Annotated in this window: 12 protein-coding genes; 7 read left to right on the top strand and 5 right to left on the bottom strand. The window is 72.9% G+C overall.

What is annotated here, in order from left to right; translation table 11 throughout:
• Window positions 1-73 precede the first annotated feature (73 nt).
• The 3 genes from galE to idi all read left to right on the top strand — a co-directional run bounded on the left by galE (window position 74) and on the right by idi (window position 2858).
• Window positions 74-1045, top strand: a complete 972-nt coding sequence (galE, locus tag KBY32_RS01025) for a UDP-glucose 4-epimerase GalE (RefSeq protein ID WP_210978471.1) — start codon at window positions 74-76, stop codon at window positions 1043-1045.
• A 156-nt stretch (window positions 1046-1201) separates the two neighbouring features.
• Window positions 1202-2137, top strand: coding sequence for a cation diffusion facilitator family transporter (locus KBY32_RS01020; RefSeq protein ID WP_210978470.1), 936 nt, complete (start codon window positions 1202-1204; stop codon window positions 2135-2137).
• Between the two features lie 127 nt (window positions 2138-2264).
• Window positions 2265-2858, top strand: a complete 594-nt coding sequence (gene idi / locus KBY32_RS01015) for an isopentenyl-diphosphate Delta-isomerase (RefSeq protein ID WP_055619163.1) — start codon at window positions 2265-2267, stop codon at window positions 2856-2858.
• Between the two features lie 29 nt (window positions 2859-2887).
• Here idi and KBY32_RS01010 read toward each other — a convergent pair whose 3' ends face one another.
• On the bottom strand, window positions 2888-3403 hold the full coding sequence (locus KBY32_RS01010) for an ATP-binding protein (RefSeq protein ID WP_055619164.1): 516 nt from the start codon (window positions 3401-3403) through the stop codon (window positions 2888-2890).
• 280 nt (window positions 3404-3683) lie between these two features.
• On the opposite strand from KBY32_RS01010, the gene KBY32_RS01005 reads away from it, so the two are divergent.
• Window positions 3684-4439, top strand: a complete 756-nt coding sequence (locus KBY32_RS01005; RefSeq protein WP_210978469.1) for an enoyl-CoA hydratase/isomerase family protein — start codon at window positions 3684-3686, stop codon at window positions 4437-4439.
• Here the strand turns inward: KBY32_RS01005 and KBY32_RS01000 are convergent.
• Entirely contained in the window at window positions 4426-5061 is a 636-nt protein-coding gene (locus tag KBY32_RS01000) for a DJ-1/PfpI family protein (protein ID WP_055619166.1), read from the bottom strand. The two genes, KBY32_RS01005 and KBY32_RS01000, sit on opposite strands and share 14 nt — an antisense overlap.
• 27 nt (window positions 5062-5088) lie before the next feature.
• Entirely contained in the window at window positions 5089-6048 is a 960-nt protein-coding gene (locus tag KBY32_RS00995; RefSeq protein ID WP_210978468.1) for a GlxA family transcriptional regulator, read from the bottom strand.
• 113 nt (window positions 6049-6161) lie between these two features.
• Here KBY32_RS00995 and KBY32_RS00990 point away from each other — a divergent pair, with 113 nt between their 5' ends.
• From KBY32_RS00990 to KBY32_RS00985, 3 genes are all read left to right on the top strand, one after another.
• Window positions 6162-7031, top strand: coding sequence for a hypothetical protein (locus KBY32_RS00990; RefSeq protein ID WP_055619168.1), 870 nt, complete (start codon window positions 6162-6164; stop codon window positions 7029-7031).
• Window positions 7032-7130: 99 nt separating this feature from the next.
• Entirely contained in the window at window positions 7131-7262 is a 132-nt protein-coding gene (locus KBY32_RS35620) for an LPFR motif small protein (protein WP_256959483.1), read from the top strand.
• Between the two features lie 104 nt (window positions 7263-7366).
• Window positions 7367-9751: a Tex family protein gene (locus tag KBY32_RS00985; RefSeq protein WP_210978467.1), complete on the top strand. Its 2385-nt coding sequence runs from the start codon at window positions 7367-7369 to the stop codon at window positions 9749-9751.
• Between the two features lie 48 nt (window positions 9752-9799).
• Here KBY32_RS00985 and KBY32_RS00980 read toward each other — a convergent pair whose 3' ends face one another.
• Entirely contained in the window at window positions 9800-11440 is a 1641-nt protein-coding gene (locus KBY32_RS00980; protein WP_210978466.1) for an ABC-F family ATP-binding cassette domain-containing protein, read from the bottom strand.
• A gap of 61 nt (window positions 11441-11501) precedes the next feature.
• Window positions 11502-12524 carry a hypothetical protein gene (locus KBY32_RS00975; RefSeq protein WP_055619171.1) on the bottom strand — a complete coding sequence of 341 codons (1023 nt, stop codon included), beginning with the start codon at window positions 12522-12524 and terminating at the stop codon, window positions 11502-11504.
• Between the last annotated feature and the right edge of the window lie 60 nt (window positions 12525-12584).

Genomic DNA, 12584 nt, shown 5'->3' with positions numbered 1-12584 from the left:
AACCCGGCCGTCCAGACCGGGGCAACGGGGACATTGCACGGGGCCGCCGCGCCTCGGCATAGGGTGGACGACCATGACATGGCTGATCACAGGCGGGGCCGGCTACATCGGAGCACATGTGGCGCGGGTCATGACGGACGCCGGGGAGCGGGTCCTCGCCCTGGACGACCTCTCGGCCGGGTACCCGGCGCGACTGCCGGCCGAGGTGCCGCTGGTGCGCGGTTCCTCCCTCGACGGCGACCTGCTCAAGCGGGTGTTCGCCGAGCACGAGGTGACCGGTGTGGTGCATCTCGCGGCCCGCAAGCAGGTCGCGGAGTCGGTGGCGCAGCCCACCCGCTACTACCGGGAGAACGTCGGCGGTCTCGCCACGCTCCTGGACGCGGTCGCCGAGGCCGGGATCCGCAGGCTGCTGTTCTCGTCGTCCGCGGCCGTGTACGGCAACCCCGATGTGGACCTCATCACCGAGCGGACCCCGTGCGCCCCGGTGAACCCGTACGGCGAGACCAAGCTGGCCGGGGAGTGGCTGGTGCGGGCGGCGGGGCAGGCGCACGGCATCGCGACGGTGTGCCTGCGCTACTTCAACGTGGCGGGCGCCGCCGCGCCGGAGCTCGCGGACACCGGCGTCTTCAACATCGTCCCCATGGTCTTCGACCGGCTCACCCGCGACGAGGCGCCGCGGATCTTCGGCGACGACTACCCGACACCGGACGGCACCTGCGTCCGGGACTACATCCATGTCGCCGATCTCGCCGAGGCGCATCTGGCGGCGGTCCGGCGGCTGTCCTCGGCGGACGCGGGCGGCGATCTCACGCTGAACATCGGCAGCGGCGAGGGGGTCTCCGTGCGCGAGCTGATCGAGGTGATCGGTGAGGTGACCGGCGACCGGCGTACGCCCGTGGTCGAGGAGCGCCGGCCCGGGGACGCGCCGCGCGCGGTGGCCTCGGCCGAGCTGGCCGCCCGGGAGCTCGGGTGGACGGCCCGGCGCGGGGTACGCGAGATGGTCGAGTCGGCGTGGCGGGGCTGGCAGCACCACCACGGGGGCTGAGCGGCGCGCACGGCGCTGACCTGCGGATCGTTTGCGCAGGTCAGCGCATATGACAACGGTTTTCGACGCCGCGTTGCCCGATACCCCCGCCCCGTAGTTGACTGTCATCCCGGACGGGCGGTTGCGATCGTCGTACGACCAGAAGGGCGGCTTCCCATGGGGGCTGGGCACGACCACGGGCACGCGCACGGGCCCCCGGCCGGTACGGCGGCCGCCGCCTACCGGGGGCGGCTGCGGATCGCGCTGGGGATCACGCTCGCCGTCATGGTGGTGCAGATCGTCGGCGGGGTGGCCGCGGACTCGCTGGCCCTGGTCGCGGACGCGGCGCACATGGCGACGGACGCGGTGGGCCTCGCCATGGCCCTGCTCGCGATCCACTTCGCGAACCGGCCGGCGAGCACGACCCGCACCTTCGGTTTCGCCCGCGCGGAGATCCTCGCCGCCCTCGCCAACTGTCTGCTGCTGCTCGGCGTCGGCGGGTACGTCCTGTACGAGGCGATCGAGCGGTTCTTCACACCGGCCCACACCGAGGGCGGTCTGATGATCGTGTTCGGCGCGATCGGCCTGATCGCCAACCTGATCTCGCTGTCCCTGCTGATGCGGGGCCAGAAGGAGAGCCTGAACGTACGCGGCGCCTTCCTGGAGGTGGCCGCGGACACCCTCGGTTCGCTGACGGTGATCGTCTCCGCGGCTGTGATCCTGGGCACGGGCTGGCAGGCCGCCGACCCGATCGCCTCCCTGGTCATCGGCGTGATGATCGTGCCGCGCACGCTGAGGCTGCTGCGCGAGACCCTGGACGTCCTGCTGGAGTCGGCGCCGAAGGGTGTCGACATGGACTCGGTGCGGGCCCACATCCTGGACGTGGACGGGGTCGAGGACGTCCACGATCTGCACGCGTGGACGATCACCTCGGGGATGCCGGTGCTCTCGGCCCATGTGGTGGTGCGCTCCGACGTCCTGAACGCCATCGGTCACGAGAAGGTGCTGCACGAGTTGCAGGGCTGCCTCGGCGACCACTTCGACGTGGAGCACTGCACCTTCCAGCTGGAGCCGGCGGGCCACGCGCAGCACGAGTCCCGGCTCTGTCACTGACCGGTCGGAACAGGCGTGCGGCCCCCGGCGGGCGGTTCCCCGGCCGCCGCGCCGGGCACGATCACTTGCCGGGAGTGTCTGATTCGTACGGCACACTTGGGGCGCAACACCGATGTGAAGGATGGGTATGCCGATCACACCTGCCACCTCGACGCAGAGTCCGTCGAAGGGCGCCGCTGACGCGATTCTGCTGGAACTGGTCGACGAGAACGGTGTGACGATCGGCACCGCGGAGAAGCTCGCCGCCCATCAGCCGCCCGGGCAGCTGCACCGCGCCTTCTCCGTGTTCCTCTTCGACGAGCACGGCCGGCTGCTGCTGCAGCAGCGGGCGCTCGGCAAGTACCACTCCCCCGGTGTCTGGTCCAACACGTGCTGCGGTCACCCCTACCCCGGGGAGGCCCCCTTCGCGGCGGCGGCCCGGCGTACGTTCGAGGAACTCGGCGTCTCGCCGTCGCTGCTGGCCGAGGCGGGCACGGTCCGCTACAACCACCCGGACCCCGAGTCGGGCCTGGTGGAGCAGGAGTACAACCATCTGTTCGTCGGCCTGGTGCAGGCCGCGCCCCGGCCGGACCCGGAGGAGATCGGCGAGATCGCCTTCGTCACGGCGGCCGAGCTGGCCGAGCGGCACGCCAAGGAGCCGTTCTCGGCCTGGTTCATGACCGTGCTGGACGCGGCCCGTCCGGCCGTCCGCGAGCTGACGGGCCCGTCGGCCGGCTGGTGACACCCCCGCCGGGCCCGTCGGGGCCCGGCCTAGAGGTACGGCTCCGGGACCGGTTTGAGGGGGACGGCGGCCCAGATCACCTTGCCGCCGGTCGCCGTGTGCTCGACGTCGCAGACGCCGCCCGCCTCCCGGGTGATCTCGCGGACCAGGAGCAGCCCCCGGCCCCCGGTCTGGCCGTGGTCGGCCTCCAGGGCGGTCGGCCGGTAGGGGTGGTTGTCCTCGACGGACACCCGCAGCCACTCCGCTCCGACGGCGACCTCCACGGCGAGCATCGGGGACAGCAGCGCCGCGTGCCGTACGGCGTTCGTCACCAGCTCCGAGACGATCAGCAGCAGCCCCTGGACCAGATCGTCCGGGACCGGTACGCCCTGGCGGTACAGCAGGTCCCGCACGGCGTGCCGTGCCTGCGGGACCGACGCCTCCACGGCGGGGGCGGTGAACCGCCAGACGCCTTCGTACGGCAGCGGGTCCGGCGGCCGCGGCTCGAGGGAGTCCTCCGCGCCGCCCGCTGGGCGTGGGCCGGACCCGCGCCCGTGGTTCTCCATCGTCCGGTCGCCACCCTTGCGCTCGATTGTCACCACACGTCGAGTGTTGGGAACGCATCGGTCCGGACCGTACTACTGAACAGAAGTCAGCAGGTATCGAGCGTTTGTGACCGTTGGCGTATGACACGGTCAGATGTGGGACCACTGTTGACCCGCCGGATGCCGACTTGGCGAACTATTCGGGTTGTACGGGTTTGGGCGCGTGCGCGGCGCCGGCCGTCCCCCGGTCGCGGGACCCTCCGCGCGGGGCCGTCCGGTGCCGCTGGATAGCATCCGGCGCATGGAGCCCCAGCTGCTGCACCGCGTCGCCGACGCGGTCGCCACCGTCGTCGTCCACCATCCGGCCAAGCGCAACGCGATGACGGCCGCGATGTGGCGTGCGCTGCCCCCGCTGCTCGACTCCCTGGCCGTCGACCCGGCCGTCCGGGCGCTGGTGCTGACCGGCGAGGGCGGGACGTTCTGCGCGGGCGCCGACATCTCGACGCTCCAGGGGTCCCCACGCGAGGCGCAGGAGCTGGCCGTGGCCGCCGAGGAGGCGCTGGCGGCCTTCCCCAAGCCGACGCTGGCGGCGATCCGCGGGCACTGCGTGGGCGGCGGGTCCCAGCTGGCGGCGGCCTGCGACCTGCGGTTCGCGCAGGAGGGCGCCCTGTTCGGGGTGACGCCCGCGAAGCTCGGGATCGTCTACCCGGCCTCCTCCACCCGGCGGCTGGTGTCGCTGGTGGGGCCGGCCACCGCCAAGTACCTGCTGTTCTCGGGTGAGTTGATCGACGCGGACCGGGCGCTGCGCACCGGCTTGGTCGACGAGGTGCTGCCCGAGGACGAACTGGACGCGCGGGTCGCGGAGTTCACCCGGGCCCTGGTGTCGCGGTCGCAGCTGACGCAGGCCGCCGCCAAGGAGTTCGCGAACGGGCGCACCGACCGCGACGGCCACTGGGCGCAGCGGGCGCGCGAGAGCGGCGACACCGCGGAGGGGGTCGCCGCCTTCCTGGAGCGCAGGCAGCCGCGCTTCACCTGGGCCGTGCCTACGCCAGGATGAACCGGCTGTCGGTGCGGAACTCCTCGACGAGGTGCGCGGGCGCCTTCAGCGGCGAGCCGGCGTCGTAGGGCGGCTGCGGGTCGTACTCGGTCAGCAGCTGGACGGCCTGGGCGTGCTCGTCGCCGGCGACCCTGCCGACCAGAGTGAGCGCCATGTCGATGCCGGCGGAGACGCCGGCCCCCGTGACGTACTTGCCGTCGACGACGACCCGGTCGGCGGTCGGTTCGGCGCCGTACTGGGGCAGGAAGTCCAGGGTCAGCCAGTGCGATGCGGCGCGGCGGCCCCGGAGCAGTCCGGCGGCGGCCAGGAGCAGCGAGCCGGAGCACACGGAGGTCGTCCAGGCGGTCGTGGCGTCGGCGGTCCTGAGCCAGTCCAGCAGCTTCTCGTTCTCGAGCTCGGTGAAGGTGCCGGGGCCGCCGGGCACGACGACGACGTCGGGGTGCGGCACGTCGGCCAGCGCCCGGTCGGCCACGAGGCTGAGGAAGCCGGTGTCGGCGCGGACCGGTCCCGCCGTCTCGGCGACGAAGTCGACCCGGGCGTCCGGGATGCGGCTCAGCGCCTCGTAGGGGCCGACGATGTCGAGGGCGGTGAAGCGGTCGTACAGGACCATCGCGATGTGCATGACGTTTCCTTTCGGGTGGGGCTGGGTTCAGGGCGTGGACGCGGGGCGGAAGCGGCGGCGGTACTCGGCCGGCGACACCCCGAGGGTGCGGACGAAGGCGCGGCGCATGGCCTCGGGGGTGCCGTAGCCGCCGGCCCGGGAGATCTCCTCGATGCCGTCCGTGGTGTCCTCAAGCAGCCGGCGGGCGTGTTCGAGGCGGACCCGGTCGACGTACCGGCCGGGTGTCGTGCCGGTCTCGTGCTGGAAGGCGCGGGCGAAGTGGCGTGGGGAGAGGCTGGCGCGGGCGGCGAGCGTCTCGACCGCGAGGTCGGCCTCGGGGTGCTCGGTGATCCAGCGCTGGACCTCGCGCAGCGGCTCGCGGCGGGCGGTCTGGGCGGCGAGCTGGGCGCTGAACTGCGCCTGGTTGCCGGGCCGGCGCAGGAAGACGACGAGGTGGCGGGCGATGGCGAGGGCGATGTCCCGGCCGAGGTCCTCCTCGACCAGGGCGAGCGCGAGATCGATGCCGGAGGTGACCCCGGCGGAGGTGGACACCTGCCCGTCGCGCACATAGATGGGGTCGGGTTCCACGGCGACCGCCGGGTGGTCGCGGGCGAGCTTGTCGCAGTACGCCCAGTGGGTCGTGGCCCGGCGTCCGTCCAGGAGGCCCGCGCCGGCCAGCAGCAGGGAGCCGGTGCAGACGGAGACGAGGCGTTCGGCGGAGCGGGCGTGGGCGCGCAGCCAGTCGACGAGTGCGGGCTCGGGGTCGCGGGTGCCCTGACCTCCGGGGACGACGAGGGTGTGCGCGTCGAGTCCGTCGCCGAGCGCCTGGTCCGGTACGAGGGTCAGACCGCCGGAGGTGCGGACGGGGCCGCCGTCCAGGGAGGCCGTACGGAGGCGGTAGGTGCCCGGACGGTAGGTCTCGGCCCCGGCGAAGACCTCCAGCGGACCGCTGACGTCCAGGCTCAGGACCCCGTCGAAGAGGACGAAGAGAACGGTTCGCTGGTCCATGCCCTCGATTCTTCGGGGCCCGGTGGACGTCCGCAATGACGAGGAACCCACCTTTCCTGCCATGACGGACACGACCCCCTGGCGACGTACCAAGCGGTTGGTAACCTCGGGCCATGACTACTGCCGCCCTGGAGCCGCGTGCCGGCCGCCGCTGCCAGAACATGCTCAACTCCCTGCACTCGACGCTGTACTTCGCGCCCGAGACGCGTGAGGAGCTGGGCGCGCTCGGGATCACGCACCCCAAGGCCGTCAACTTCGCGGTGCGGGCGGCGGCGATGGGCCCCGTCGGCGCGGGCCCGGTCACGGCGGCGTTCTACAACTACAAGTACGAGGCCGTCGCCCGGCATGTGCCCGCCGTGTGGGAGGTCGCCTCGCCCGAGGCCGTCCTGGCGGCCCGCTCGCGGGCGGTGGACCGGACGCTGCGCCGCCTCCTCGGCGAGGACGTGGTGACGTCGGCGGAGATGACTGAGGCGGCCCGGCTCGCGCTGCGCGCCGGCGAGGCGTGCTCCCGCAGCGCCCGGCCGCTGTACTCGGCGTACGCGGACCTTCCCGTGCCCGAGCAGCCGCATCTCGCGTACTTCCACGCCACGACGCTGCTGCGCGAGCACCGGGGCGACGGGCATCTGGCCATGCTGATGTCGGCGGAGCTGGACGGTCTGGAGGCCGTCGTGACCCACACCGCGACCGGCAAGGGCATGACGCCGAAGTGGGTGTTCGCCACCCGGGGCTGGTCCCAGGAGGACTGGGACGCGGCCTGCGGACGGCTGCGGGAGCGCGGTCTGCTCGACGACGCGGGCGAGCTGACGCCCGAGGGGGTCGCGCTGCGCACGGAGATCGAGGCCGGCACGGACCGCCTCGACCAGGCGCCGTACCGGCACCTCGGGGCCGAGGGCGTGGCACGGCTGACGGAGCTGGGCGCCGGATTCGCGCGCGCGGCGGCCGGCGCCGGGGCGTTCCCGGCGGATCTGCTCGGCAAGGGCTGAGGCACCCGGAGCCGCCCCGCGGGTATGACGCGGACGCAGCGAGGTACCCGTCCACCCGACGGCCGACCGGCGGCCGCATGAGGAAGGGTGTGAACAACAGTGTTCCGTGCCATCGCAGACGTCCTGCGCCAGATCGGCGGCGCCATCGCCACCGTGGTGACGCTTCCGTTCCGGGCGCTCGCCCGGCTGTTCGGCGGGGCGTCGGGCAGCGCCCGCGGCCGCCGCGCCTGACCCCGCCCCGCCACGACGGGCCCGGGGGCCCGCCCTGATCCCCGGTTGTCGGCGCCACCTGCCACAATTGCCGCGCAACCTCAGTCAGAAGGCGGGACGGGATCGTGACGACACCCCTCGTAGGGTCCATCGAAGGCAGGATCGCCGCGGAGCTCGGCGTACGGGAGCGGCAGGTGAAGGCTGCCGTGGAGCTGCTCGACGGCGGTTCGACGGTGCCTTTCATCGCCCGCTACCGCAAGGAGGCGACCGAGACCCTCGACGACGCGCAGCTGCGCACGATCGAGGAGCGGCTGCGCTATCTGCGGGAGCTGGAGGAGCGGCGGACGGCGATCCTCGACTCGGTGCGGGAGCAGGGCAAGCTCACCGAGGAGCTGGAGGCGCGGATCCGCGGCGCGGAGACCAAGGCCCGCCTCGAGGACATCTATCTGCCGTTCAAGCCGAAGCGGCGCACCAAGGCGCAGATCGCCCGTGAGGCCGGTCTCGAGCCGCTGGCGGAGGGGCTGCTCACCGATCCGACGGTCGACCCCCTGGCCGCCGCGTCCGCGTTCGTGGACGCCGACAAGGGCGTGGCCGACCCGCAGGCCGCCCTGGACGGCGCCCGGGCCATCCTGACGGAGCGCTTCTCCGAGGACGCCGACCTGATCGGCGAGCTGCGCGAGCGCATGTGGACGCGCGGGCGGCTGGCCGCGAAGGTGCGCGAGGGCAAGGAGGAGGCGGGCGCCAAGTTCGCCGACTACTTCGACTTCGCCGAGCCGTTCACCGAGCTGCCCTCGCACCGGATCCTGGCGATGCTCCGCGGTGAGAAGGAGGAGGTCCTCGACCTCGTCCTGGAGCCGGAGGAGCCGACCGACGGACCGTCCTCGTACGAGGGGATGATCGCGCACCGGTTCCAGATCGCCGACCGGGGCCGCCCCGCCGACAAGTGGCTGCTGGACACGGTCCGCTGGGCCTGGCGCACCCGCGTCCTCGTCCATCTCGGCATCGACCTGCGGCTGCGGCTGCGCACGGCCGCCGAGGACGACGCCGTCGGCGTGTTCGCCGCCAACCTCCGCGATCTGCTGCTGGCCGCCCCGGCCGGCACCCGGGCCACGCTGGGCCTCGACCCCGGCTTCCGCACCGGTGTGAAGGTCGCCGTCGTCGACGCCACCGGCAAGGTCGTCGCCACCGATGTCATCCACCCGCACGTCCCGGCCAACCGCTGGGACGAGGCCATCGCCAAGCTGGCCCGGCTGGCGAAGGAGCACGCGGTCGAGCTGGTCGCCATCGGCAACGGCACGGCGTCCCGGGAGACGGACAAGCTCGCCGGTGAACTCATCACCAAGCACCCTGAGCTGAAGCTGACGAAGGTGATGGTGTCCGAGGCGGGCGCCTCGGTGTACTCGGCGTCCGCCTTCGCCTCGCAGGAACTGCCCGACATGGATGTGTCGCTGCGCGGCGCGGTGTCGATCGCCCGCCGGCTGCAGGACCCGCTGGCCGAGCTGGTGAAGATCGACCCGAAGTCGATCGGCGTCGGCCAGTACCAGCACGACCTGTCCGAGGTGAAGCTGTCGCGTTCGCTGGACGCGGTCGTCGAGGACTGTGTGAACGGCGTGGGTGTGGACGTCAACACCGCGTCGGCGCCGCTGCTCGCGCGGGTCTCCGGCATCACCTCGGGACTCGCCGAGAACATCGTGTCCCACCGGGACGCCAACGGACCCTTCACGTCGCGCTCGGAGCTCAAGAAGGTGGCGCGGCTCGGCCCGAAGGCGTACGAGCAGTGCGCGGGCTTCCTGCGCATCCGCGGCGGCGACGACCCGCTGGACGCGTCCAGCGTCCACCCCGAGTCCTACCCAGTGGTGCGGCGGATCGTGAAGACGTCCGGCCAGGACGTGGCCGCGCTGATCGGCAACACCGGGGTGCTGCGCTCGCTGCGGCCCGACGACTTCGTGGACGAGACGTTCGGTCTGCCGACGGTGACGGACATCCTCAAGGAGCTGGAGAAGCCCGGACGCGACCCGCGCCCGGCGTTCCGGACGGCCACCTTCAAGGAAGGCGTCGAGAAGATCTCCGACCTCGCCTCGGGGATGATCCTGGAAGGTGTCGTCACCAATGTGGCGGCGTTCGGGGCGTTCATCGACATCGGCGTCCACCAGGACGGTCTCGCGCATGTCTCCGCGCTGTCGAAGACGTTCGTGAAGGACCCGCGGGACGTCGTGAAGCCCGGCGACATCGTCAAGGTGAAGGTCCTCGACGTGGACATCCCGCGCAAGCGGATCTCGCTGACGCTCCGGCTGGACGACGAGGCCGCCCCGCAGGACCGGCAGGGCGGCGGTGAGCGCCGGCAGCGCGGCGGGCGTCCGCCGCAGCAGCGGCAGCGCCAGGGCGGCGGCCAGGGCGGCCGCGGTGGCCAGGGCGGTGGCTCGCGGCAGGCTCCGCCCCCGGCCAACAGCGCGATGGCGGACGCCCTGCGCAAGGCGGGTCTCCTCGGCGGGAAGAACGGCAAGCGCTGACCGGCGGGTGCCGGGGTGGGCGGGACTCCCCCGCCCACCCCGGGCCGTTCAGCGTTCCGTCACCTTGCCGTCGGCGACCTCCAGGCGGCGGGTGACATGGACGGCGTCGAGCATGCGGCGGTCGTGGGTGACCAGCAGCAGGGTGCCCTCGTAGGCGTCCAGGGCCTGCTCCAGCTGCTCGATGGCCGGCAGGTCGAGATGGTTGGTGGGCTCGTCCAGGACCAGGAGGTTGACGCCCCGGCCCTGGAGGAGCGCCAGCGCCGCCCGGGTCCGCTCCCCCGGTGAGAGGGTGACGGCCGGGCGCAGGACGTGCTCCGACTTCAGGCCGAACTTGGCCAGCAGGGTGCGTACGTCGACCGGATCGGTGTCGGGGACGGCCGCGCGGAAGGCGTCCAGCAGGGACTCCTCGCCGTGGAACAGCTTGCGTGCCTGGTCGACCTCGCCGATCAGGACGCCCGCGCCGAGGTGGGCCTGGCCGGCGTCCAGCGGGACCCGGCCGAGCAGGGCGGCCAGCAGGGTGGACTTGCCCGCGCCGTTGGCCCCGGTGACCGCCACCCGGTCCGCCCAGTCGATCTGGAGGGAGACCGGGCCCAGGGTGAAGCCGGCGCGGCGGACCTCGGCCTCGCGCAGGGTCGCGACCACCGCGCCGGAGCGGGGCGCCGACGCGATCTCCATGCGCAGTTCCCACTCCTTGCGCGGTTCCTCGACGACCTCCAGGCGCTCGATCATGCGCTGGGTCTGCCGGGCCTTCGCGGCCTGCTTCTCGCTGGCCTCGCTGCGGAACTTGCGGCCGATCTTGTCGTTGTCGTTGCCCGCCTTGCGCCGGGCGTTCTTCACGCCCTTGTCCATCCAGGAGCGCTGCGTCTGGGCGCGGTCGTGGAGGGCGGCCTTCTTGTCGGCGTACTCCTCGAAGTCGTCACGGGCATGGCGGCGGGCCACCTCGCGCTCCTCCAGGTAGGCGTCGTAGCCGCCTCCGTAGAGGTTGATCTGCCGTTGCGCCAGGTCGAGTTCGAGGACCTTGGTGACCGTGCGGGTGAGGAACTCGCGGTCGTGGCTGACGACGACCGTGCCGGCGCGCAGGCCGGTGACGAAGCGTTCCAGCCGCTCCAGGCCGTCGAGGTCGAGGTCGTTGGTGGGCTCGTCGAGCAGGAAGACGTCGTAGCGGGAGAGCAGCAGCGACGCCAGTCCGGCTCGGGCCGCCTGGCCGCCGGACAGGGACGTCATGGGCTGGTCGAGGTCGACGGCGAGGCCGAGGGAGTCGGCGACCTCGTCCGCCCGCTCGTCGAGGTCGGCGCCGCCGAGGCCGAGCCAGCGCTCCAGGGCGGTCGCGTACGCGTCGTCGGCGCCGGGCGCCCCGTCGACGAGGGCCTGGGTCGCCTCGTCCATCACGTGCTGGGCCTCGGCGACCCCGGTACGGCGGGCCAGGAACTGCCGGACGGTCTCGCCGGGGCGGCGCTCGGGCTCCTGCGGGAGGTGACCCACGGTCGCGGCCGGCGGGGACAGGCGCAGTTCGCCCTCCTCGGGGGTGGCGAGGCCCGCGAGCAGGCGCAGCAGCGTGGACTTGCCGGCGCCGTTGGCCCCGACCAGGCCGATCACGTCGCCGGGGGCCACGACGAGGTCGAGCCCGCTGAACAGGGTGCGGTCGCCGTGGCCGGCGGCGAGGTTCTTGGCGACGAGGGTGGCGGTCACAGGGAGCGATCCTAACGGCCCGGCCGGGCGGGGGTCGCCGGGAATGTGTTCGCCCGGGGCGTCAGCGGGCCATGGGCTCCACGAGGACGCTGCCCGAGGTCCGGGCGACCACGAACGCCTCGCCCTTCACGGCTTTCGCGTCCAGCGGGATGCGGTGGCGGCCCGGCTCCAGGACGCCGTCGAAGACCTCGTGGGTGTGGGTGCGGTACAGGCGGTCGAGGCGGTACGCGGTGAGCTGGACCCGGCACGGGGAGGTGACCTCGACCCCGGCCTCCCCGTCGGCGGCCACCAGGCGGGTCAGCCGGCGCCGGTCGAGCGGACTGCGGTCCAGGGCGTGCTCGATCTGTGCGACGAGCAGCGGCACGATCGGCGCGAGCCCGTCGACGTACGTGACGTCGACCCCGGCGTCGGTGAACGCCCGGCGGATCCTGGCGCGCTGCTCCTCGCCGACCGCGCGCCCGAAGGCCACGGCGCCGTAGGCGCGCAGTTCGTCGGCGGGTACGCCGTCGACGTCGTCGGTGATGTCGGCGCCTACGCCGATGGTGCGCAGGGCGGCGGCGAGCCGGGCGAGCAGGGCGACCCGGGCGCCGACGAGGAGCACCCGGCGGCGCGGTGCCTCGGCGGCCTCGCGCAGCAGGGAGCCGAGGGCGGCGCGGTACTCGTCGCCCTGGAAGCGGAACGGGCCTATGCCGTGGTAGCCGTTGAGCTCCAGGTCGGCGTGTTCGTCGGTCTGCCAGGCGAAGTCCTGCCAGATGTAGTCGTCACCGTCCCGGGCGATGGCCGCGGTGACGGCTCCGCAGGCGAGGTCGGCACAGTCGGGGCAGCCGTAGATGACGTACCGTCCGCCGGGCAGCGGGGCGTCGGCCTCCAGCAGCAGGCTGCGGACCTGGGCGGTGAAGATGGCGGGCGGGACGTCGGAGGCGAGCGGGGAGACTGCGTCGAGGTCGGAGAGCTGGAACAGCAGCGGGCGACCGTCGACGATGAAGTCGACGAAGTCCCGGTGCACCTGGAAGACCCCGTTGGCGAGGACGCCACCGGCACGCATCGCCGGTGCCAGGCCGAAGGTCGCGTACGCGGCAGACATGGTGTGAGTATCCCCAGAGCGGGACCGGTATGAGCGCGGCATGACATATTCCGCTCTGTC

The sequence above is a fragment of the Streptomyces sp. RK62 genome (assembly GCF_018070255.1).
Taxonomy (GTDB): Bacteria; Actinomycetota; Actinomycetes; order Streptomycetales; family Streptomycetaceae; genus Streptomyces; species Streptomyces nigra.
Note: the sequence above shows the minus strand (reverse complement) of the source record. Positions and strands in the feature narration are given on the sequence as shown.

Excerpts from the sequence above, each read along its gene's own strand:
- KBY32_RS01000 (WP_055619166.1), bottom strand. The coding sequence starts at position 5,061 with ATGCACATCGCGATGGTCCTGTACGACCGCTTCACCGCCCTCGACATC.
- KBY32_RS01020 (WP_210978470.1), top strand. The coding sequence starts at position 1,202 with ATGGGGGCTGGGCACGACCACGGGCACGCGCACGGGCCCCCGGCCGGT.
- KBY32_RS00975 (WP_055619171.1), bottom strand. The coding sequence starts at position 12,524 with ATGTCTGCCGCGTACGCGACCTTCGGCCTGGCACCGGCGATGCGTGCC.
- KBY32_RS00990 (WP_055619168.1), top strand. The coding sequence starts at position 6,162 with ATGACTACTGCCGCCCTGGAGCCGCGTGCCGGCCGCCGCTGCCAGAAC.
- KBY32_RS01010 (WP_055619164.1), bottom strand. The coding sequence starts at position 3,403 with ATGGAGAACCACGGGCGCGGGTCCGGCCCACGCCCAGCGGGCGGCGCG.
- idi (WP_055619163.1), top strand. The coding sequence starts at position 2,265 with ATGCCGATCACACCTGCCACCTCGACGCAGAGTCCGTCGAAGGGCGCC.
- galE (WP_210978471.1), top strand. The coding sequence starts at position 74 with ATGACATGGCTGATCACAGGCGGGGCCGGCTACATCGGAGCACATGTG.
- KBY32_RS00995 (WP_210978468.1), bottom strand. The coding sequence starts at position 6,048 with ATGGACCAGCGAACCGTTCTCTTCGTCCTCTTCGACGGGGTCCTGAGC.
- KBY32_RS01005 (WP_210978469.1), top strand. The coding sequence starts at position 3,684 with ATGGAGCCCCAGCTGCTGCACCGCGTCGCCGACGCGGTCGCCACCGTC.